Here is a 20,800-nt window from a genome sequence, read left to right on the forward strand (position 1 = left end):
TCCTGAATCTGCCCGCTCTGGCTCGAATTGGCGGCTCCCTCCGACGAATCGGAACTGTCCGTGGCCGCGAACGTCGCCGAAAGAAGTCCGATCGACAGCAGCAGTGAGAGGAACCCGGCGCCCGCCGGAAGAAACGAGCAGCTTCTTCCGAACGAGGAGCCCGGGCCTCCCGGGAAACGGATGCGGGTCGCCATTTCTGCTTCCCCTGATATGCGGAGTAGCCTCGCGCAAGAACCAGAATGCTGTCAATGCTCTTCGGGACCGGGATTGACGTCCCCGAGTCCTTGGCAGAAGGTGGGAAAGAGCGTATGAGGGGTAGTACCCGCGCAGGCCTCTCCTGGAAGCTCCTCTGGATGCTTGCCTTCCTCGCTCAAGCGCCCGCAGGGCAGGCGGAGAAGCTTGTCTATGTGATCCCGGTGCATGGAGAAATCGAGCCGGCTCTTGTCTACTTCGTTCGGCGCGGGGTGAAGGAGGCCGTCGCCCATGGTGCCGCCGCACTTCTGCTCGATTTGGATACTCCGGGAGGACGGGCGGATGCCATGGAGGAGATGATCCACATCATCGATCATTTTCCGAATCAGAATGCGACCTACTCGTTTGTCGACTCAAAGGCGTTTTCGGCGGGTGCCTTCCTTGCAGCGGCTACCCGTCATATTTACATGGCTCCCGGCTCGGTCATCGGTGCCGCTACCCCGGTTCTCGCTTCTCCCGGAGGAACATCGGTCCAGAACCTTCCCGAAAGTTACGAGAAGAAGATTCTCTCGGCCTATCAAGCCCTGGTGCGCGCAACGGCGGAGCGTCACGGCCATAATCCAGCGGTATTCGATGCCATGGTGGATCGGGAGAGCGGTCTGGTGATCGACGGGGCCGTCCTTTTGCCGAAAGGGAAGGTGCTGACTTTGACCGATACCGAGGCGGCGCGGCGCTACGGGAATCCGCCGCAGCCGTTGCTTTCCGACGGAACCGTTGCGGATTTGCGGAGCTTGGTGCGCCAGATCGGAGGCGAAGGCGCGCGCTCGGAGGAGTTGCGCCCCACCGGTTTCGAGAAGATTGCCCGCGCCCTCATGGCTGCCGGCCCTCTGCTGCTGGGGCTTGGCCTTCTGCTGGGATACTTGGAGCTTAAGACCGGCGGTTCTTTCGGGCTTTTCGGCGGAGCGGCATTGATCTGTTTTCTGCTCTATTTCTTCGGCCACTATCTGGCGGGATTGAGTGGATGGGAGCCGCTCTTCCTCTTTCTCTGCGGAGTGGGTCTGGTTGCATTCGAAGTCTTCTTCGTCCCAGGTCTCCTTCTGCCCACGTTGGTGGGACTGATTCTTGCCCTCTTCGGATTGCTCTACGCGATGGTCGACCGATATCCCAAGGAAGCTCTCTGGATTGGAGTCGGACGACTCGCCCAACCGCTGCTTTCGTTCGCCCTGTCGGCCTTGGCCGCTTTCGCCGCGGGAGCGGTTGCCGCTCGCTTTCTTCCGGCACGGCGTTTGAGTCTCGGTCCCGAGGGAATTTCCGTGCAAAAACGGGTTCCTCCGGTAAAGCCCGGCGAGGAAGGGGTTGCGCTCACCGTCCTCCGCCCCTCGGGAACTGCGCGTTTTGGGGAAAAGCTCGTCGATGTCGTGACTTCCGGTGCCTTCGTTCCCGCAGGGAGCCGACTGCGGATCGTTTCGGTTGAGGGAGTGAGGGTCGTCGTCGAGGCATCGGACGAGGAAGCGTGACTGCGATTCTCTTTTTTCTTTTGGTGGGCTTGCTTCTCTTTGCCGGAGAGCTGCTCTTTCCTAGCACGATTTTGGGAGTGCTCGCCGGGTTCGCCTTTTTCGCGGGGGTTGTCGCCGCCTTTCTCCTCTTCGGTCAGGAAGCCGGCTTTTTTGCACTGGCGGCGAGCCTTTTGCTTTTCGGAGGACTGCTCTGGGCGTGGCTCCGTTTTTTGCCTAGGAGCCGCCTTGGGCATCGGATGGCCCTCGAGTTCAGCAACCCGCCCGGGAGAGCCGAACCGGATGTCGGTCTGATCGGCCGGCAAGGGGTTCTCCTTTCGCCTTGCCATCCCGTCGGGGTCGCCCTATTCGAGAAGAAGCGTACAGAGGTCATTGCGGAGAGCGGATTTCTGGAAGAGGGTACGAAGATTCGGGTGATCGGGAGTCGCGACGGTCGCTGGATCGTGGAGGCGGTAAACGAGAATTGCACATGATCTCCCTTTTCCTCCTGGGCCTTCTGGCGGTCATCGCGCTCATCGGAGCCTTTCTCTTGATCAATTTTCTCGGGATTTGGGTTCGGGCGTTTATTTCCGGCGCATGGGTGAGCCTATTCAACTTGGTCGCCATGCGGCTACGCGGGATCCCCCCCTCGCTCATCGTGAACACGCGCATCACCGCGGTTCGTTCCGGGATCGAGCTGAGCACGGCCCAGTTGGAATCCCATTACTTGGCGCGCGGGAATGTGGAACAGGTGGTGAGGGCCCTGATCGCGGCGGATCGAGCCGGGATTTCGCTCGACTTCAATCGGGCGTGCGCGATCGATCTGGCTACGATCGGAACGGGGAAGAGCGTCTTCGAGGCGGTGAGGACAAGCGTCAATCCCAAGGTGATCGATTGTCCGAATCCGGCGACCGGACAGGATACCATCGCCGGCGTGGCCAAGGACGGGATTGCCGTGAAAGCACGGGCACGAGTCACCGTTCGGACCAATCTGGAACGTTTTGTCGGGGGGGCTACGGAAGAGACGATCATCGCGCGCGTGGGAGAAGGAATCGTCACGACGATCGGGTCGGCGCTCAATTATAAGGAAGTTTTGGAGTATCCCGATCGGATCTCGAAGACGGTGCTTCAGAAAGGACTCGATTCGGGAACGGCTTTTGAAATTCTCTCGATCGATATCGCGGAAGTCGCCATCGGCGATAACATCGGAGCAAAGCTCCAGGCCGAGCAGGCGGAAGCGGACAAGCGGGTTGCTCAAGCCAAGGCGGAGGTTCGGCGTGCAGCGGCCGTGGCCTTGGAGCAAGAGATGCGCGCCAAGCTCGTAGAGGCCGAAGCGGAGGTACCGCTCGCAATCGCGGAGGCCTTTCGGAAGGGAAATCTCGGAGTCATGGATTACTACCGGCTGCGCAACATTCAATCCGATACGGCCATGCGATCGAGCATCGCGGGCGAATCATCGGGGCCGGCTCAGGGGAGCGGGGCTTCCTCTTAATCGCAAAGGGAAAGAATCCTCGGGAGGACGATGCCCGGCCGGTTTCCAGATGCAGTGATCGCTCCGATCCTGGGAGCAGGATTTTCTTTTTCGACGGAATGGGGTTCCCTCCTGGCGATCCTGATCCTGCTCGCCATTCAGACGGCCCTCGCCTACCGTCGTGGGAAAGTCGAGCCTCTCCCTCCGAGCGGGTCGGGAGGAGAGGAATCTCCCGCTCCGATTCGCGGGCCGCGACCGGAGCCATCGGGAGAAGGGACACTCCGGAGCATCGATCGGGAAAATGGGCGTCCCGCGCCCCCTTCGGAGGAGGGAGAGTCTCTTGTCGCCGGCAAATCACTCTTTTCGGAAGAAAGGCGTTGCCCAGTGGCAGCGGCAGTGTCCTTAGGCCCGCCTGGCCCAACGAGAGCCAAGAAGCCCTCCCGGGTTTTCCTGCGTCGGCTCCGGGACCCAATCGGAGCGCGCGAGGCGTTTCTCGGAGCCGAAATTCTCTGGAATCCTCCCGTTGCTCTGCGCGAGCCCGGGAATGCCGGCATATGAGAGAAGCAAAGCCTACGAGCCCCGAGGGTTTTTGCTCAGAGGGGGGTTTCATCTCCCCAGAGCCGCTTTTCCCGTATCCGTGAACAGCTTCCGACCGTTGCCAGCCCTCCTTCTTCTCCTGTTCCTATCGGGCTGGTCCGGTGTCCGGTCGAGCGCCGAGCCGGGGAAGGAAGGAAGAGTTCTTTACTACACCTGCACCATGCACCCGAGCGTGCGTTCTCCTACTCCCGGCAAGTGTCCGATCTGCAGCATGGATCTTGTACCGGTTCACGAGAAAATCTCTTCTTCGGAAAATCAGGCCAAGAATCCACCGCCGGGCATGGCGACCTCTTCGGAACGGGGCCTTCCGATCTCTCCCACGCCCCAAACGAATCCCTTTTTTGTGCCTTCCGAACGCCTCCAAGCAATCGGCGTCCGCACGGCTGTCGTCGAGCGGCGCCACCTCGTGCGGGAGTTGCATGCGCCCGCCATCTTAGCGGTCGACGAATCCAAGGAGATCGATATCAACGTGAAGGCGGGAGACGGGTACGTGATCAAGCTCTACGCCGATTATTTGTGGAAAGAGGTCCACAAGGGAGAAAAGCTGGCGACGATTCTGTCCGAGAACTGGGTACAAGCCCAAATGGATTATATCCGCGCCTACCGAGCCTGGCGGAGAAGCCTGCTGATTCAAAAGGCGAATCCAATCCTTCTCGACCAGCAATTCCAGCACATCCGGAATCGGATCCGCGTCTGGGACTTGACCGATGCGCAGATCCGGGAGCTCGAACGATATGCCTGGAGCATGTCGACCAACGATGTTCGGACCGGGAAGGGCATTCATGGGACCTTCGATCTGCTTTCTCCCATATCCGGCCATGTGCATGAGAAGAATGTGATCGAGGGAATGCGTTTCTCCGCGGGTCAAACGCTTTTTCGGCTTGTGAATCTTTCTCGCATCTGGGTACTCGCGCAATTCTCCGAGGATCAAGCGCCGTTCATCTCGGAAGGTCAGCTTTGCGAGGTGACTCTGCCGGCACTCCCCGCAGAACGGTTCCGGAGTCGCATCGACTTCGTTCAGCCTCATTTTACCGAAGCGGTGCGCCGGCTCCAGGCACGGATCATTTTGCCGAACCCGGGCCACAAGCTGCGGCCGGGAATGTATGCAGAGGTGGCGGCCCATCTCGACTACGGAACACAGCTGGCGGTGCGGAGTGACGCCGTGATTCCGACCGGGAGGCGATTTGTCGTGTTCGTCGATCACGGAGGGGGTCGTCTCGAGCCGCGCTTCGTTCGTCTCGGGGCGAAGCTCGACGACTATTACCAAGTAGTTTCCGGGCTTGACGAAGGGGAGCGGGTTGTGACCGGCGCCAACTTTCTCATCGATGCGGAGGCCCGTGTTCAGGGTGCTTTGCAGATTTGGTCGAGCGAGCAACCATCCGAGGGAGAGGAGCTTCCGCAGAAGCCCGCTCCTTCGGCTCCTCCTCCGGCGGGGACGCCGATGCCTCCGCCGGGCGGGCACCATCATCACCACGGCATGCCGGGAATGCCCGGGATGTAGCCATGCTGGAACGCCTCATCGAGTGGAGCGGCCGCAATCCATTTCTGGTGAGTGTCTTGGCCGCCTTCGGGATCGCCTGGGGAGTCGAGGCTCTCCGAAGTTCTCCTTTGGACGCAATTCCGGATCTTTCGGATGTGCAGGTGATCGTCTACACGGAATGGACGGGGCGAAGTCCGACACTCGTCGAAGATCAAATTACCTATCCGATTTCGACACTCTTCATTTCGGCACCGAAGGTAAAATTTGTCCGCGGAGAGTCCATTTTCGGCAAGTCTTTCGTATATGTAATCTTCGAAGACGGCACCGATATCTACTGGGCCCGATCCCGAGTCTTGGAGTACTTGAATGGAGTCCGCGGACGATTGCCGGAGGGAGTCAGTCCGACCTTGGGTCCGGATGCGACGGGCGTCGGCTGGGTCTTTGAGTATGCGCTCGTCGACGAGTCGGGACAACACGACTTGGCCGATCTCCGTTCTTTTCAGGACTGGACTTTGCGATATGCGCTGGCTTCCGTTCACGGCGTTTCGGAAGTAGCGAGCGTCGGCGGCTACGTCCGCCAATATCAAGTCAACCTCGATCCGGACAAGCTGGTGGCGTACGGCGTACGCTTCTCCGAGGTGGTCGATGCGGTTCGGAAGGGGAACCGCGACGTGGGGGGAAAGAGCTTCGAGGTTTCCACCATGGAGTATTACATCCGTGGACGGGGATACTTTCAATCCCTCGCCGACGTGGGAAACGTGGTCGTGCGAGCCGACCCGAAGGGCTTTCCCATCCTGGTCCGGCAGCTGGGAAGCTTAACGTTCGGAGGAGACCTTCGGCAGGGCCTCGCCGAGTTCAGTGGTAAGGGGGAAACGGTCGGAGGAATCGTGGTGATGCGCTACGGCGAAAACGCCCTGCGGGTGATCGACGGAATCAAGAAAAAGCTCAAGACCCTCGAGAGCTCCTTCCCCGCCGGTGTCCGTTTGATTCCCACCTATGACCGTTCCGAGCTCATCCATCGCTCGATTCGGACCCTTTGGGAGAAGCTGATCGAAGAGAGCATCGTGGTCAGCATAGTCTGCATTCTCTTCCTTTGGCATCTGCGCAGTGCGCTCGTCGTCATTCTTCTCCTTCCAGCGGCGATCGTCCTCTCTTTCATTCCCTTCGGCGGTCTCCACTTGACGGCGAACATCATGTCCCTCGGAGGAATCGCCATCGCGATCGGGGCCATGGTGGACGGAGCGGTCATCATGGTCGAGAACGCCCATAAGCAGCTGGAGGAGGCGCGGGAGAAGAGCGGCAAGGATCCGCGCGGGGAAGAGCGGCTCCAGGTATTGCTTTCCGCTGCCAAGATGGTCGGCCGGCCTCTCTTCTTCTCGCTCCTGGTGATCACCGTCTCTTTTGTTCCTGTCTTCGCGTTGGAGGCTCAGGAGGGGCGCCTCTTTCGTCCTCTCGCATTTACCAAGACCTTCGCGATGTTTTTCGCCGCCCTGCTTTCTGTGACCTTGGTGCCCGTATTGATGTTCTGGTTCATCCGCGGCCGAATCGTCCCGGAAAAGCGCAACCCTCTCAATCGGCTGCTCCTCGCCCTCTATGGCCCGGTTCTCGACTTTGTCCTCCGTCATCGAGTTGCGGTGCTTTTCCTTGCACTCGGAGTGCTCGCCTCGACTCTCTATCCGATCCGCCGCTTGGGAGCGGAGTTCATGCCCCCGCTCAACGAAGGTACCCTACTCTATATGCCCACCGCCGTACCCGGAGTGGCGATTGCAGAGGCCGGCCGAATCCTCCAGACGCAGGATCGGATCATTGCGCAGCTGCCGGAGGTAGCGACCGTCTTCGGTAAGGTAGGTCAAGCGGATACCTCGACCGATCCGGCCCCCCTTTCCATGACCGAGACGGTCGTCACCTTTCGGCCGGAGAGCCAATGGCGCAAAGGGATGACTTGGGAAAAGCTCGTAGCGGAATTGAATCGGCGGCTCCAGTTCCCGGGAGTAGCCAATATCTTTTGGATGCCGATCCAAACCCGCACGGAGATGCTGACGACGGGCTTCCGGTCGAACTTAGGCATCAAGATCTTTGGTTCCGATCTAAATGTGATTCGGGATTTGGGGGAGAAGATTGAGCGAGCTCTTTCCGGATTTCCTGACACGCGCAGCGTCTTTGCGGAGCGAGTGGAAGGGGGACGTTACCTCGATATTCAGATACGCCGCGAAGCGCTGGCTCGTTACGGATTTACGGTCGAAGATGTGAACCAGGCGATCGAAGGAGCGATCGGCGGGAATACCGTGACCGTTACGGTGGAAGGGCGGGAACGGTATCCCGTAAGTGTTCGTTACAATCGAGATTTTCGGGAGGATCCGCTTGCGCTCTCCCGGATCCTTTTGGGTGAGGCGCCGGCGGCTGTTTCCCCGGAAACCTCGCTCCAGGGCTCGCCAGCGCAAGCGATTTCCGGTGTCCAGGTTCCCTTGGGAGAGCTGGCGGACATCCATTTTGCCTTCGGCCCCCCCGAGGTTCGGAGCGAGAATGCGCAACTCGTCGGTTTTGTCTTTGTCGATAGCACAGCCAAGGATCTGGTCGGCTACGTGCGGAAGGCCGGCGCTCAGATCGCCCGGAATGTCGCTTTCCCTCCGGGATACTACGTCGAATGGGCGGGCTCCTACGAGTATTTCCTCCGGGCAAGGCAGCGTTTATTTCTGCTGATTCCTCTCACCTTGTGGATCATCGTGGTCTTGTTGCATCTCAACACGCGGTCCGTAAGTCGGACTCTCCTCGTGTTACTCGCCGTGCCCTTCTCCCTGGTTGGAGCCTTTTGGCTCCTCTATTGGCTCGGCTACAATCTCAGCGTGGCGGTGGCCGTCGGGCTGATCGCCCTTGCGGGCCTCGATGCAGAGACGGGCGTCGTCATGCTCCTCTACCTTGATCATGCGTATGAGGAGCGGAGCCGCGCAGGACGGATGCGGTCACGCGCCGATCTGCGCGCCGCAATTGAAGAAGGCGCCCTAGGCAGAATCCGGCCGAAAATGATGACGATCTGCGCCATTCTTTTCGGTCTTCTACCCATCCTCTGGAGCCGGGAAACCGGAGCGGACGTGATGAAACGGATTGCCGCGCCGATGGTTGGAGGGGTGGTGACATCCGGCATCCTCGAATTGCTCCTCTATCCCGTCCTCTACTCGCTTTGGCGCGGCCGCACTCTTCCGGCAAGCGAGGGGATCCTCAAAGCGAAAGACCGTCGCGATTCGACGGTGGAATAATCTCCTTTTCGAATCCCCGGGCGAAGAAATACCCGACCCGGTGCCCGCTTTCGCGAGATCGACGAGCGCAGCCTAGTATGTTCTCCTTGCAAGCGTGCATCGGGAATCGCGAAGGGTGCAAGAAGGTGGGGGAAGGCCGAGTGGGTTTCGGGAGCCGCAGCCGGAGACAGTGGGCGGCTTAGCCAACGTACCTATACTCTATAGGTGATCAGGACAAAGAGGTGACCAAATTTTATCTCCTTGGCTTTTGCATCGCTTTCCTCATCGGGTTGACCGGAGTGGGAGGTGGTACCTTGACGGTTCCAATTCTCCTCTTTTTCGGGATCGAGCCGACGATCGCCGTCGGCGTCGCTTTGGGCTTCTCGGCCTTGATCAAGATACCGAGCTCGCTCATTTATTTTCTGAAAGGGGATATCAACAAGCGCATTCTGCTGCTTCTCTCCTTCGGAGGGATTCCCGGGGTCGTGGCCGGCTCCTTTCTCCTCGCCCACGTTTCTCGAAAAGGTCACCTAGGCTCGATGATCCTACTCGCTATCGGCCTGACGGTGGTTCTCTCTTCGCTGCTCAACCTCTGGTTCACCTTTACGGAGCACCGCCTTGTTCTTCACCGCTATTTGCGCTGGCTCCCCGCTTTTTCCTTCTTGATCGGCTTAGAAGTCGGCTCTTTCTCCGCCGGCGGCGGAGCCTTGGGGAGTCTCCTTCTCCTAACCCTCACCAAGCTGACCCCCAGTGAAGTCGTAGGAACGGACATCGCCTTCGGCATGATCCTCTCCCTGATTGGCGGAGGGATCCATGTTCACCAGGGGATGAGCGATTCTCAACTCATTTTTGCGATGGTCGGCGGCGGGGTGTTGGGTGCGATCGGGGGCTCCTACGCCTGCACAGTCATCCCGAAGAAGCCCGCCCGGGTCTTTCTTTTGGTCTGGTTGATTCTCGTGGGCGCTCTGGTCGCCCTGCGCGCGATCCGCTGAGCCGCGGATTCGGTTCCACCGACCCGAGATGAGCCCGGCGGTCGACGACGCCTTCAGATGACCGCGGTCGGAACCAGGTACCAATAGAGCTTGTTGAAAGCCATCTTCTGGAGATGACGGAATTCATTCGGCTCATATACCGCCGGCGGGTGATCGTAATCGAAATCCAGAATAGTCGCCTTGCCGTAACCCGAGTCGATGAAGCAGGTGACGTGCCCATTATAGGTTGCTTTTCCGGGAGGAGATTCCTCGCGGCGGATCGCAGCCACAATCTGCTCCACGATCGCCGGTGCCTCGAAATGGGCGGTGCTCCCCGCTTTGCTGATGGGCAAGTTGGTCGTATCGCCCAGCGCCCAGACATTGGGGAGATCGTTGACACGAAGCGTGTTGCGATCGGTCTTCACCCATCCATCGTTGTCCGCCATCGGATGGCCACGTAAAAATGGTGCTCCTTTATGAGGCGGAGTCATCACCAGGATGTCGAAAGGAAGTTCGGTGCCTTCCAGACTCTTGACCAGTTTCTTTTCGGCGTCGACCGACTCTAAGTTGAAGAAAGTCTCGGCGCGGATGGAGCGCTGCTCAAAAAGTTCGCGAACGACCGGGACGACGCTCTGGATGTTGAATACGTCGTTTAAGGGGAAGGTATAGACGATCTCGGTCTTGGACCGGATCCCCTTGTGAGCGAGAAAGGCCTCCGCGAGAAGGGTAAACTCGAGCGGGGCCACGGGGCACTTATAGGGGATTCCCCCAACTCCCACGACGAGGCGTCCCCCTTCGAATTCGCTGAGCTTATGATAAAGCCGATAGGCCGCTTCCGGTGTATAAAAATGATCCGCTCCGGCGACGAATCCCTCCACTTCTTCGGGACACGGCACGGAGCCGGTGGCGATGACGAGGAAGTCGTAGGAAATCGTATCCCCCCTGGCGGTGTGCAGCGCCTGCTTGTCGGGAATCCATTCCGATACCGTGTCGATCCGGAGCTTGACTTGGGGATTGAGCAACTTGCGCTCGGAGCGCGCGATCTTTCTCGGATCCTCCTCGCCGAACGGGATGTAGAGCTGAGCGGGCTGATAGTAGTGAAGAGGAGAATCGCTGATGACTTCGATCGACGCATCTTGCGGTTGCAATGCGTGGGCGAGCCGGTTGGCTACAATCGTTCCCCCGGTTCCTCCGCCGAGGATCAGGATTTTTTTCATGACGCTCCTTTCGTTCCTGGAGAACCGACTTTCCGGAAGGGGTTGCCCTCTCTTGCCGACTAGTGATTCTTGCGGCAGAGGAAGCGAGTGGCTCCGGGGGCAACCTCCTCCGTTCCGACGAGTTCGTAATGCGCCTTGTTGATCCAAGCGGGGATGTCCTTTTTGCTCCCCTCGTCTCCGGAAATCACCGCGACCACGTCGCCGACATTGGCGGAACGCACCAAACGAATCATCTCCATGAGCGGTCCCGGACAGAAACTGCCCCGCGCATCACTTTCCTTGGCGATCTGAATCCCTTCCATAATTCCTCCTAGCGTGTCTTGGTTGGTCTGCTGGCAAATCGCATGGCTTCCCTAGAGAAAGATGATTTGCCCATCGGAAGCTTCTTCGATGAAATGGGCAACCCCTACGATCTCACTTACGATCGGTTCGAGATCCTCGAGCTTAATGGATAAAAGATCCATCGTGAGCCCGCAGGCTTTCACTTTCACATTTCCTATATCGATCGCTGTTTGCAGCGTCTCGAGCCAACTGGGCGCCTTTTTTGCTTCCATGGCTTGAAGGAACTGGGCTCCGTATTCCTCGAAGTCCTTGCTGACACGCCGGTTTTGCTTCCAATCCCCCTTCCGGAGCGCAAAGAGCCCGTAAAACGTTGCAAAAATCGTCACTTCCTTTTGCATGGCGGCCGCGCCGGAAGCAAGGACCGAGGCTGCCATCAATTTGTCCACGGTACCGGAGAAGAGGACGATCGACAATTTCTCACTCATAAGGGCCTTTCCTTGGGGATTTGATTGGAGACGATCTGCTTGACATTACAATGCTTCCAAGAGTTGCGATTGCCGTCAAGCAGAATGTTGGCGAGCTTTCGAGCGGGAAAAGGATCAGAGGAGCCCTTTTCGGGTTAAAGCCTTTCGTAAGCTCTTGCGAGCTCGATAGAGCCGCATTTCGACGATTTTCCGGGAGCAGCCGAGCACCTGCGCAATTTCTTCGTAGGAGAGCTCCTCGTATTCGAAAAGAACGAGCGTCTCCTTCAGCGGCCCCGGCAAGGAGAGTACCGCCGAGCGGACCTGCTCGCAGAGTTCTTCTCGTTCCAAGCGAGTTCCCGGATGGCTTTCGGAACCGAGATGCTCTTCCAGGCAGGCCGAGGAGTCCTCGTCAATCGGGTCTTCCAGAGAAATCGTCGGATGCCTTCGGCGCCACCGGGCCAAGTTGCGGCTCAGGTTGGTGGCGATCGTGAAGAGCCACGTCGAAAAGCGCCCTGTGGGTCGCACCTTGTGGCGGGCTTCGTAGACCCGGACGAAAGTTTCCTGTGCGAGATCGGCGGCCGACTCCTCGTTGCCGGTAAGCCGACAGAGAAAGGAAAAGAGCTTCTCTTGCCACCGCTCCATGAGCGTGCTCAGGGCTTGATCGCTCCCTTGGGCCAGCCGTGCCATGAGCTCCCAGTCGGGATCCGATGGGGTCATCGACCGGTCCTCTCTCCGGCTCCGGAGCTACCGGGTCGCATCGATGCCCAGAAGCTCATCGGAGACGAGGGTTAGGTAGCGTTGTCGCTGTGTGGCCGAGAGCTGCGCGCTGACCGCATAGACATGTCGGAGGAAGGCCTGCCGGCAATCGGAGAGCAGCTTGTCCCGCTCGGCCATGGCTGCCTGGATTTCGGGAGTAATGGATCGATTTTCCCGCAAGAGTTCTTGAAGCCTTGTGTCAGCCGTGAGGATCTTCCGGCACATCCCCTGGCAACTAGGACGATAGTCTTCTTGAAGCCGGGAGATCGCGGCGACCTGTTCGTCCGAAAGCCGGAGCTCGAGGCGCAGCCATTGGAGCCCCGCATCGGGGCGGCCGACGATGCGTTGGGAGGGCAGCAGCTCAAAAAAGAGCGTTGCTGCATAAACCGCGGCCGCGCTGAGACCGATCCACGAGGAGAACAGGAAGAATCGCTTCACGGCGTCCTTTGCGCAGCGGCCAAGGCTTGGGGATCCACCGTCTGGAAGTATTGCGCCTTGAGCTCCGTCCAACGCTTCTCCTCCCATCGTCGGGCTTGTCCTGTGGCAAGCAGAAAGGCGACTGCCGATGCAACGATGAGCATCGTCCACGCCCCCCGGTGGGGGCGAACGGGAGGAACGGCTTCGCGCGAGCGGAGCGCTAGGCGCTCCCAAACTTCGCGCTGGAAGCGCGCGGGAAGACGGCCTTTCTCACGCCAGCTCTGCAAGAGCTCGTCCAATGGATCGTGGCTCATTCCCATCCTTTGAATCAGGATAAACACCGAGCGGCGTTTTTTCCCGCGCAAAATCCAATCGAAACGGGCGTTCCTGCGCAGGAGCGATATCTCCTCCCTTTGCGATGTTTGGGTATACCAACCCCGCATTTCCCGCAGCTGCGGCCGGCCGGCAAAGTGATGCCCTGGGCCTTCTTCGGAAAAGCCTCGCTTGCACCCCTATGGGCCGCTCTGCTACCGTGACCTTGTCGGCAAGGAGGTTAGCTATGAACGAAGTGATCACGAGACAGAAGCTTCTCAACGATGTGCGCGAGGTCATCCACGATGCGGAGATTCTCGTGAAGGAATCAGCGGGAAATCTTGGGGAAAAGGCTCGCGACGTACAGGAGCGCTTGACGGCTCGCATCAGTTCTTTGCGCGAGTATTTGGGCGAGCGGGAAGACCAGTTTGCAGATCGCACGCGGGGGGGAGTGCAAGAGGTGGATCGAATCGTGCGCGATCACCCTTACCAAGCTGTTGGAGTGGGAGTGGTCTTCGGGATGTTGCTCGGAGCGCTTTTCAGTCGTCGATAGATGACGGAGGCGCAGAAGCGCGGTGGCATCGGCGGCTCGGGGCAGAGACTTCTCACCCTGCTGCTCCGATTGATTGCGGTCCGGTTGGAGCTCTTTTCCGTGGAGCTTCAAACGGAAATCGAGCAGCTGCTCCGTTTGCTTCTCTGGCTCGGGGTTGGAGTCTTTCTCGGTGCGCTGACGATCCTCTGGCTTGGCATTGCGCTCCTTTCTCTGACTTGGGATGATCCTCTCGCCCGCACGGTCACAATCGCAACGATGGGGCTGGTCTGCCTTGGGGCGACGATCTTCGCAGGGGTACGCATTGCAAAGTGGGTCAAGGCGTTGAGCACGCCGTTCGCGGAAACCATCCGCGAATTGGGGAAGGACATCGCATGGCTGCACGATCGCGCAAAGAAATGAGAGAGCAGAGAATGCGCGAGCTCGTGGCCGCTTGCGAGCAGCAGCGCGCCGAGCTGAGCGCCTCTCTTGAGGAGATGCGAACGCCGGTCCGTCTGTTGGAAATGGGCTGGCGCTTGGCTCAGGTGATTCGTCCCGGCTTGCAGCTCTTCTCCGAGGTCCGGGAGATCTGGACTCTCCAAGCCCCGAAGAAAGCTAGGGTCCCCCTCCTTTCGGCCTGGCGATTGCTCTCTTGGGCGGAGAGAGCGCGCCTCGCCTTGCTGCTCGGGCGCTGGGCCGGCAGTCTGCTCTCGGGGAGAGGTCGAAAAAAGGCTTGAACGGGGTGCCGAATTGGCACTTGCTTCGAACTAGGGTCTCGAGTAGAGGTCCATAAATGGAAGAATCGATGTAACAGCGGAAAGCGGATCGCCGATCGCCCGGCGTTCTTCCCCTCGATCCACGAGCCACTATTTAACTCTATGGTTTACCAACTGTTTCTCAAGGGCGGCCCGATCATGTGGCCGATCCTGCTCTTGTCGGTCGTAACCGTTGCGGTGCTCTTCGAGCGCTTTCTTTTTCTACTGACGGAGGGTCGCCGCAGAGATGTCAAGCTGGTCCGCAAAATCTTTGAGTTGGTAGAGCATGGCCGCCTAGCCCAGGCGCTCGCAGCGGGCGAAAAGTCGAAGGATTCGGTGGTCCGCGTGCTGGTGGAAGGCTTGCGCCACAAGGATGGCTCGGTCTCAGACGCGTTGCTCGAAGCGGCGAATGCCGAGCTCGACCGTTACAACAAAGGACTGGTCGTACTGGATACCGCCGTTACCCTGGGGCCGCTTCTCGGCTTGTTGGGCACCGTCACCGGGATGATGCGCGCCTTTAGCATCGTCGGCGGAGGAGAGCTCGCGGGAAAGCAGGCGGCGATCACTGGAGGCGTTGCGGAATCTTTGATTGCTGTGAGCTTCGGTCTGACCGTAGCCATCGTCGCGATCGTTCCTCTCAACTTCTTTAGCGCGCGCATGGAGAACATGCGTCGGCAGATGGAAGCCGCTTCCACGAAGCTCGAGATGCTCCTCCTCCGGTGGGCGGGTCGGTCACCGTCCGTCGACGTAGGGGATCTGGAAACGCCGCTGGCTAGGAATTCAGAAGGAAACTGAGGTTGACCCAGGAATCATGAGAGTCTCTTCTCCTCGCCGCCATCGGCCGCGGCTCGAGATCATCCCGTTTATCGATGTGATGTTCTTTCTCCTGGCAACATTCATGATGGTCTCCTTAGCAATGATCAAGAACGCGGGGGTTGCCGTGCAGCTTCCGAAGGCCCAAACGTCGGGAAGCGAGGAACGAAAAGAAAACGAAGTCACGCTGACCGTTACCGACAAGGGTGATGTCTACTTCGACCACGATAAAGTCTCCCCGAGCGAGCTCCCAGGAAGGCTCGCGGCTCTCAAGGCTGGTGCCGGTCCGGAGAAGGCGAAGGTCTTTCTCAACAGCGATCGAAAGGCCACCTTCGATAGCGTAGTGGGAGTGCTCGACGAAATCCGCAAGCAAGGAATCACGCGGATCGCAATCCAGACGGAGAAGACGGAGAAGGCTCCCTAGCCAGGCCTTTTACTCCTCCGACGGCGAAACCATCGGATCGGCCAATTCGTACTCGTAGCGCACGCACCGTGCGCACTCGCCGATCGGCTCCGTCACCCATTCCGGGTGTTGATGTTTGATCGTGTCGAGCACCTCTTCATGCGCTTCGGCGAGTGAGATCGGCCGGTGCGATCGGAGCGCCTGGCGGAGGAATTCCTTCGAAGGCGCCGGATGGAGAGAGCCATCCGCGTCGGGATAAACGCGACAGCCGAAGCCGTAGTCGATCCGACCCCATGCGGCCGGATCGATGTCCTTTCCATCGATTCGCACGGTGGGGGATCCAAAGACTCGGTGCCTTTGCGCCTCAACCACCGACTCGACCGAGATCAATCGAATTGCGTGTATCCCTCCTTCTTCCGCTAAAACTTCTTCGATGCGGCAAAGAGCCTCCCTCCAGTGGCCACACTCTTCAAAGTAGAAGAACTCGATTTCCATGGATGCGATCTCCCGTCTGGACTTCCATCCGGCCCTACCAAGCAAACGCGAAGCTTCTCTCCCAAACGAGAGAAGGGAACTCTTTCCGCCGACCGAAGGATTTTCCGCTTCCGATAGTAGCAATACGAGAAATGCTGCGCAAGCGGATTATCGAGCAGGAACGAACTTTGGGAAAGAACGATGCGATCGGTACGGAGAGTTCAGGGCTGCACGTGCTGAGAAAGATCCGGCGATGGTTGCGTCTTCTTTTGGAATCTCCTCTTGTGCAACATGTAATAAAACACGGGGACCGCGGGCTGCGAGAGGATCGTCGCTGCGATCTCGCCCGCCATGAGAGCAAGGGCCAACCCTTGGAAGATCGGATCGAATAGGATCACGGCACTCCCAATGATGACGGCGAGGGCGGTCAGCAAAATAGGACGGAGACGGACGGCACCGGCCGAGATCACCGCCTCCTCGAGGGGATCGCCTGCGGCGAGCCGCATCTCGATGAAATCGACCAGGATAATCGCATTGCGGACGACGATCCCGGCACCGGCCATCATCCCGATCATCGAGGTGGCGGTGAAAAACATGCCCAAGTACCAATGCGCCGGCAGAATCCCGATGAGCGAGAGAGGGATCGGCAGCATTACAGCCCAGGGAGTCACGAACGAGCGAAACCAGCCGACCACAAGAATGAAAATCAGCACGAGGACGAGGGCGAAGGCCTTCCCAAGATCCCGAAAGACCTCGAAGGTCACCTGCCACTCCCCGTCCCACTTGATCGCCCATGCATTCGGGCTCTCGGGAAGGTGGGTGTAGAGGATTTCCAGCGGCTTTCCTTCCGGGGAGCGAAGCTTTTCCAGCGATGGGGTGAAATCGAGGATGCCATAGACGGGACTGCCGACTTGCCCGCTGACATCGCCCAGGAGGTAGGTTACCGGCATCAAATTCTTATGGTAAATGGGGTGGTGCTGCCAGCCAAGACGCTCGGCGGTCAAGTCCTTGACGGGGATGAGTCTCGCGAATCGGGAGAGGAGACTCAGGTTGCGGACCGCTTGGTCCGTTCGACGCAATTCTTCCGGAAGCCGGACGAGGATCTGCACCCGTTCGGGCTCATCCGGCGCATGGGCAAGACCGGGACTCGTACCTTCGAGTGCGGTGACGATGTTTTGGGTCACTGCTTCGCCGGGCAGACCATTCAACGACGCTTTGACCAAGTCGACGTTGAGGACCTCCAGAGGGCGATTGCTTTCTTCGTAGGTGGCGATATCCGTGATCTCGGGAGATTGGCGCATCAGCTTTTCGATTTGCGCGGCGATTTCCCTCCGCCCAGAGGCGGACGGGCCGTAGATCTCCCAAACGAGCGTGGAAAGAACGGGCGGGCCCGGAGGAACCTCCGCAACCTGGACATACGCACCGGGAATTGCCTGGACAAGCCGGTTGATCTCGGGGCGGACGCTCTCCGCGATGTCATGACTCTGCCGCTTTCGTTCGGATTTGTCCGTGAGGTTCACCTGAAGGTCACCCTGGTAAGGGAATTCCCGGAGGAAGTAGTGGCGAATCAGACCGTTGAAGTTGTAGGGAGAGTGAGTTCCGGCTTGGATCTCCACGTTGGTGACCTCCGGAACGCGAAGGACGACTTCGGCGATCCGATCCAGCACGGAGCGCGTGGCTTGCAGGGGGGTTCCCTCCGGCATGTTGAGGATGACTTGGAACTCGTTCTTGTTGTCGAACGGGAGCATCTTGGCGCGAACCAGCTTCAGGGGAATCAAGGCCACGGCACCGGTCAAAAGAAAGAGTACGGAGAGGACGAAGGCGAGGCGCAGCCAGCGGTTGTAAATCAGGGGGGTCACGAAGGCCCGGTAGAGGCGCAGCAGAAATCCTTCGCCTCGTTCTCCCGCATGCTTGCTTCCTTTGAGAAGCCAGACCGAGGCCCAAGGAGTTGCCGAAAGCGAGACGAGCATGGAAACAATCATGGCGGTCGTCGCCCCGATGGGGATTGGTCGCATGTAAGGACCCATGAGGCCGCCCACCGTGGCCATTGGAAGGATGGCGGCGATCACCGCCAAAGTGGCCAAGATTAGAGGGCCGACGATTTCGAGCATGGCTTCGATCGTCACGGAAAGCAGGGAGCGGCCGGCGGCGGTAGGCAGATGGAGATGGCGGACGATGTTTTCCACCCCCACGATCGGGTCGTCGACGAGAATACCGATCGTGAAGATCAAGGCGAAGAGAGTGACCCGGTTGATCGTGAAATGGAAGAGATGAAAGGTGAGCAGCGTGATCGCCAGGGTCGTCGGGATCGCGATGGCGGTGATTGCGGCGGCTCGCCAGCCGAGAAAAAGCGCGATCAGGAAGCTGACGCCGAAAATCGCAATTCCCATGTGCTCGAGAAGCTCGTTGGATTTCTCGGCCGCAGTCTGCCCATAGTTGCGGGTGACGACATAGTGAACATCCGGAGGAAGCACCGAAGGGCGCAGGGCATCGACGTCTGCTAGGATCTTTTTGGCGAGAAAGGTGGCATTGGCTCCTTTTCTCTTGGCGATCGCGAGGGTAACGGCCTCGATCGGGGCTTTCGTTTGGGCGCTTGCAGCGCGGCCGAAGCGGAGTGTCAAGCTGCGCTCATCCTGGTCTGGCCCATCGACTACCTGCGCCACGTCCCGGAGATAGACCACCTTCCCCTGGCTGACGCTGACGACCAAGTTTTCGAGATCTTCCTTGCTGGTGATGAGTGCGTTGGGCTCGACGTCGACGAGCTTCGGTTCCGAATCGACATGACCGGCGGGGAGCCGCACGTTGTTTTGCCGGATGAGCCCCACCAAGTCCGCAGGAGTCACTAGGTGTGCCGCAAGCTTAGCCGGATCGAAGAAGACCTGGAACTGCCGCTTTCGACCACCGAGAATCGTCGTTTCCGAAATATCCGAGATGGGATTGATCTTGTCCCGCACCGTCGCCACGATCCGGCGCAGGCTGAGCGGATCCTTTGTCGGGCTGTAGAAGGTGAGAGCGAGAATCGGCACGTCATCGATCGATCGGGGCTTGATCAGCGGGAGGGATGCGCCGGGTGGAAGAAAGTCGAGGTGAGAGTAGACCTTCGTAAAGAGCTTGATGAGGCTCCTTTCCATATCCTCCCCCACGCGGAACCTCACGATGAAGACAGCTCCGTTGGGCGCGGCCGTCGAATAGACATATTCGACCCCTGGAATTTCCCAAAAGACCCGCTCCCCGTTATTCACGATGCGCTTTTCGACCTCTTCGGGACTCGCCCCGGGCATCGAGACGAAGATGTCGAAGAGAGGAACCACGATTTGGGGTTCTTCCTCGCGCGGCAGCTCGACCAATGCAAAGGCGCCGAGGAGCCAGGAGGCGAGAATCAGCAGGGGTGTCACCAAGGAAGAGGAGAAGAAGCGGATGAAGCCGCCGATCGCGCCGCCGTTTTGCTGGTCGCTCATGGGGCCCCCTCCCCGATTTCCTTGGCGATCTGCTGCACTTGGTAGTCGTCAAGTTCTCCCGACAAAAAATAGAGCTTCGCTCGAGACAACTCGAGCCGGGCAAGGCTGTCCCAATATCCGATTTCCGTTTGGAGCTGCATCTGGCGGACGCTCAGCAGGTCGACGATCGTCTTTCTTCCCTCCCGGTAGAGCTCGGCCATCATTTCGGTCGACTTCCGTGCATCGGCACTCGCCCGACCCAGGATCTCCGCATCCTGGAGAGCACCCTGATACTCGGCATACGCTTGCCCGAGCTTATTCTGGATGAGGTCGCGCAAGGAAGCTGCCTCATGCCGCAACTGCTCCTCTGCCGCCTGAGCCTGTTTGACCTTTGGATCCCGGGAGGGATCGAAAAGAGGGACGGTTCCCAAGACTCCGACCGTGTAGCTTCTGCCGCCCGTATTGAAGTTGTCGCTGTCGAGCATGCCGGATGCAAAACCGTTTACCGAGGGAAGCGCGGTCGCCCGCAGGCGGCCTACTTCGGAGTGCTGGGCGGCGATCGAGGATTGGAGCGCCAAAAGATCGCTTCGATAGAGAAAGGCTTCCTGCACCCACTGCTCGAGAGGTTTCACAGGGCCCTTGCGGATTGCGGGAAGCGAGCCGCTCACGGCTACGTCGGCATCCGCGGTTTCTCCCTGGAGTGTATTGACGGCGACCAGCGCCACCTTTCTCTTCGAGGTATAGCCGTTTTGGCTCTGCTCGATCGAGGCGCTCATCGAACGGCCCGCATAGAAATCTGCACCCAGGACGAGGCCTTGTTCCATCAAACGAACGGCTTGCTCCAGGTCTTGTGTGCTCGCTTGGACGTCGAGTCGCGCCAGAGCTACCTCTCGTTCCGCCAGGAGCAGTTGCAAATAGGCATCGATGGCAAGCAGGCTTGCTTCCATGCGGGTGAAGCGCTCCTCCTGCTCGCTCTGCCGGATGAGGTGCTTCGCGGTGCGAATCGAATCGATCGTTTGCATGGCGTCGAAAATCGGAACGAGCGCCATGAGGCCCATGTTCTGGTTGGAGACCGTGCCCGGATGGTTGAGCGTGTTGATGTTGAAGTCTCCCGCGGAAAAGTTGCGCTCGGTCAAATGCATCATGAACCCAAATACCGGATTATCGGAGGTGATCGAATCGGCCCAGCCGTAGACCCGAGGCAAAAAGCCGGAAGCCGCGAGCGCCTTTTGGGCAAGCATTTCCTGGAGTTTTGCGTGCTTCTTCTTGAGCTCCGGATAATGAGCCTGGACCCTTCTCCAAAATCGGATGAGGGGATGATCCGAGCCTTCGCCATTCCCCTCGCGCGGGGCGAATGCCTTGGCAACCTCGGCGTCTTGCGAAGGGCGGATTTGGCTGCGGAACTCCTTGGTCGGCCCGTTCGGACGGTCGAGTGAGGAAGAAGGATTTTCCGCGTCGGGCGCAGCGGCCGCCGAACCAGCCGGCGAGGCGAGCGCGAGGCGAG

The 20,800-nt window shown here is 59.2% G+C and carries 21 protein-coding genes; 11 read left to right on the forward strand and 10 right to left on the reverse strand.

Going from position 1 to position 20,800, the window contains the following annotated elements:
• Nucleotides 1–194 (reverse strand): hypothetical protein (locus FN369_RS11300; protein ID WP_218580004.1); only part of this gene is annotated, 194 nt, incomplete at its 3' end.
• Nucleotides 195–308: 114 nt separating this feature from the next.
• On the opposite strand from FN369_RS11300, the gene FN369_RS03760 reads away from it, so the two are divergent.
• The 6 genes from FN369_RS03760 (at nt 309) to FN369_RS03785 (ending at nt 9,458) form a co-directional block, all read left to right on the forward strand.
• On the forward strand, nt 309–1,709 hold the full coding sequence (locus FN369_RS03760) for an NfeD family protein (protein ID WP_246189531.1): 1,401 nt from the start codon (nt 309–311) through the stop codon (nt 1,707–1,709).
• Nucleotides 1,706–2,179: an NfeD family protein gene (locus FN369_RS03765; RefSeq protein ID WP_178087660.1), complete on the forward strand. Its 474-nt coding sequence runs from the start codon at nt 1,706–1,708 to the stop codon at nt 2,177–2,179. The genes FN369_RS03760 and FN369_RS03765 overlap by 4 nt, the downstream gene beginning before the upstream one ends.
• A complete protein-coding gene (floA, locus tag FN369_RS03770; RefSeq protein ID WP_142524872.1) occupies nt 2,176–3,177 on the forward strand; it encodes a flotillin-like protein FloA in 1,002 nt (333 codons plus the stop codon). The genes FN369_RS03765 and floA overlap by 4 nt, the downstream gene beginning before the upstream one ends.
• 616 nt (nt 3,178–3,793) lie before the next feature.
• Nucleotides 3,794–5,254 (forward strand): efflux RND transporter periplasmic adaptor subunit, encoded by a 1,461-nt coding sequence (locus FN369_RS03775; protein ID WP_246189532.1) that lies wholly within the window; start codon nt 3,794–3,796, stop codon nt 5,252–5,254.
• A gap of 2 nt (nt 5,255–5,256) precedes the next feature.
• Nucleotides 5,257–8,487, forward strand: a complete 3,231-nt coding sequence (locus tag FN369_RS03780; protein ID WP_142524874.1) for an efflux RND transporter permease subunit — start codon at nt 5,257–5,259, stop codon at nt 8,485–8,487.
• Nucleotides 8,488–8,708: 221 nt separating this feature from the next.
• Nucleotides 8,709–9,458 carry a sulfite exporter TauE/SafE family protein gene (locus FN369_RS03785; protein ID WP_142524875.1) on the forward strand — a complete coding sequence of 250 codons (750 nt, stop codon included), beginning with the start codon at nt 8,709–8,711 and terminating at the stop codon, nt 9,456–9,458.
• Between the two features lie 53 nt (nt 9,459–9,511).
• Here the strand turns inward: FN369_RS03785 and FN369_RS03790 are convergent, their stop codons facing one another.
• From FN369_RS03790 to FN369_RS03815, 6 genes are all read right to left on the reverse strand, one after another.
• Nucleotides 9,512–10,654 (reverse strand): NAD(P)/FAD-dependent oxidoreductase, encoded by a 1,143-nt coding sequence (locus FN369_RS03790; protein ID WP_142524876.1) that lies wholly within the window; start codon nt 10,652–10,654, stop codon nt 9,512–9,514.
• 59 nt (nt 10,655–10,713) lie between these two features.
• Nucleotides 10,714–10,956 (reverse strand): sulfurtransferase TusA family protein, encoded by a 243-nt coding sequence (locus FN369_RS03795; RefSeq protein WP_142524877.1) that lies wholly within the window; start codon nt 10,954–10,956, stop codon nt 10,714–10,716.
• Nucleotides 10,957–11,007: 51 nt separating this feature from the next.
• On the reverse strand, nt 11,008–11,421 hold the full coding sequence (locus FN369_RS03800) for a DsrE/DsrF/DrsH-like family protein (protein ID WP_142524878.1): 414 nt from the start codon (nt 11,419–11,421) through the stop codon (nt 11,008–11,010).
• A gap of 114 nt (nt 11,422–11,535) precedes the next feature.
• Complete coding sequence (locus tag FN369_RS03805) at nt 11,536–12,117, reverse strand: RNA polymerase sigma factor (protein ID WP_142524879.1); 582 nt, start codon at nt 12,115–12,117, stop codon at nt 11,536–11,538.
• Nucleotides 12,118–12,144: 27 nt separating this feature from the next.
• Nucleotides 12,145–12,594: a periplasmic heavy metal sensor gene (locus FN369_RS03810; protein WP_142524880.1), complete on the reverse strand. Its 450-nt coding sequence runs from the start codon at nt 12,592–12,594 to the stop codon at nt 12,145–12,147.
• Nucleotides 12,591–12,887 (reverse strand): hypothetical protein, encoded by a 297-nt coding sequence (locus tag FN369_RS03815; RefSeq protein WP_142524881.1) that lies wholly within the window; start codon nt 12,885–12,887, stop codon nt 12,591–12,593. The genes FN369_RS03810 and FN369_RS03815 overlap by 4 nt, the downstream gene beginning before the upstream one ends.
• A 245-nt stretch (nt 12,888–13,132) precedes the next feature.
• Here FN369_RS03815 and FN369_RS03820 point away from each other — a divergent pair, with 245 nt between their 5' ends.
• From FN369_RS03820 to FN369_RS03840, 5 genes are all read left to right on the forward strand, one after another.
• Entirely contained in the window at nt 13,133–13,438 is a 306-nt protein-coding gene (locus tag FN369_RS03820; protein ID WP_178087662.1) for an ElaB/YgaM/YqjD family protein, read from the forward strand.
• Nucleotides 13,439–13,837: a phage holin family protein gene (locus FN369_RS03825; RefSeq protein ID WP_142524883.1), complete on the forward strand. Its 399-nt coding sequence runs from the start codon at nt 13,439–13,441 to the stop codon at nt 13,835–13,837. It abuts the gene before it with no gap.
• On the forward strand, nt 13,834–14,151 hold the full coding sequence (locus tag FN369_RS03830; protein WP_142524884.1) for a hypothetical protein: 318 nt from the start codon (nt 13,834–13,836) through the stop codon (nt 14,149–14,151). The genes FN369_RS03825 and FN369_RS03830 overlap by 4 nt, the downstream gene beginning before the upstream one ends.
• A gap of 141 nt (nt 14,152–14,292) precedes the next feature.
• Entirely contained in the window at nt 14,293–14,964 is a 672-nt protein-coding gene (locus FN369_RS03835) for a MotA/TolQ/ExbB proton channel family protein (protein WP_246189533.1), read from the forward strand.
• A gap of 16 nt (nt 14,965–14,980) precedes the next feature.
• Nucleotides 14,981–15,406 carry an ExbD/TolR family protein gene (locus FN369_RS03840; protein WP_142524885.1) on the forward strand — a complete coding sequence of 142 codons (426 nt, stop codon included), beginning with the start codon at nt 14,981–14,983 and terminating at the stop codon, nt 15,404–15,406.
• Between the two features lie 9 nt (nt 15,407–15,415).
• On the opposite strand, the gene FN369_RS03845 is transcribed toward FN369_RS03840, so the two are convergent.
• The 3 genes from FN369_RS03845 to FN369_RS03855 all read right to left on the reverse strand — a co-directional run.
• Nucleotides 15,416–15,880, reverse strand: coding sequence for a DF family (seleno)protein (locus FN369_RS03845; protein ID WP_142524886.1), 465 nt, complete (start codon nt 15,878–15,880; stop codon nt 15,416–15,418).
• A gap of 200 nt (nt 15,881–16,080) precedes the next feature.
• Nucleotides 16,081–19,317, reverse strand: coding sequence for an efflux RND transporter permease subunit (locus FN369_RS03850; RefSeq protein WP_142524887.1), 3,237 nt, complete (start codon nt 19,315–19,317; stop codon nt 16,081–16,083).
• Nucleotides 19,314–20,800, reverse strand: a 1,487-nt coding sequence (locus FN369_RS03855) for a TolC family protein (protein WP_142524888.1), incomplete at its 5' end; no start/stop codon positions are given. The genes FN369_RS03850 and FN369_RS03855, both read right to left, overlap by 4 nt.

The sequence above is a fragment of the Methylacidimicrobium cyclopophantes genome (assembly GCF_902143385.2).
In the GTDB taxonomy this organism is placed as follows: Bacteria; Verrucomicrobiota; Verrucomicrobiia; order Methylacidiphilales; family Methylacidiphilaceae; genus Methylacidimicrobium; species Methylacidimicrobium cyclopophantes.

Coding starts and splice junctions, on each gene's coding strand:
- FN369_RS03760 (WP_246189531.1), top strand. CDS start 309: ATGAGGGGTAGTACCCGCGCAGGCCTCTCCTGGAAGCTCCTCTGGATG.
- floA (WP_142524872.1), top strand. CDS start 2,176: ATGATCTCCCTTTTCCTCCTGGGCCTTCTGGCGGTCATCGCGCTCATC.
- FN369_RS03780 (WP_142524874.1), top strand. CDS start 5,257: ATGCTGGAACGCCTCATCGAGTGGAGCGGCCGCAATCCATTTCTGGTG.
- FN369_RS03790 (WP_142524876.1), bottom strand. CDS start 10,654: ATGAAAAAAATCCTGATCCTCGGCGGAGGAACCGGGGGAACGATTGTA.
- FN369_RS03795 (WP_142524877.1), bottom strand. CDS start 10,956: ATGGAAGGGATTCAGATCGCCAAGGAAAGTGATGCGCGGGGCAGTTTC.
- FN369_RS03800 (WP_142524878.1), bottom strand. CDS start 11,421: ATGAGTGAGAAATTGTCGATCGTCCTCTTCTCCGGTACCGTGGACAAA.
- FN369_RS03805 (WP_142524879.1), bottom strand. CDS start 12,117: ATGACCCCATCGGATCCCGACTGGGAGCTCATGGCACGGCTGGCCCAA.
- FN369_RS03815 (WP_142524881.1), bottom strand. CDS start 12,887: ATGAGCCACGATCCATTGGACGAGCTCTTGCAGAGCTGGCGTGAGAAA.
- FN369_RS03820 (WP_178087662.1), top strand. CDS start 13,133: ATGAACGAAGTGATCACGAGACAGAAGCTTCTCAACGATGTGCGCGAG.
- FN369_RS03825 (WP_142524883.1), top strand. CDS start 13,439: ATGACGGAGGCGCAGAAGCGCGGTGGCATCGGCGGCTCGGGGCAGAGA.
- FN369_RS03830 (WP_142524884.1), top strand. CDS start 13,834: ATGAGAGAGCAGAGAATGCGCGAGCTCGTGGCCGCTTGCGAGCAGCAG.
- FN369_RS03835 (WP_246189533.1), top strand. CDS start 14,293: ATGGTTTACCAACTGTTTCTCAAGGGCGGCCCGATCATGTGGCCGATC.
- FN369_RS03840 (WP_142524885.1), top strand. CDS start 14,981: ATGAGAGTCTCTTCTCCTCGCCGCCATCGGCCGCGGCTCGAGATCATC.
- FN369_RS03845 (WP_142524886.1), bottom strand. CDS start 15,880: ATGGAAATCGAGTTCTTCTACTTTGAAGAGTGTGGCCACTGGAGGGAG.
- FN369_RS03850 (WP_142524887.1), bottom strand. CDS start 19,317: ATGAGCGACCAGCAAAACGGCGGCGCGATCGGCGGCTTCATCCGCTTC.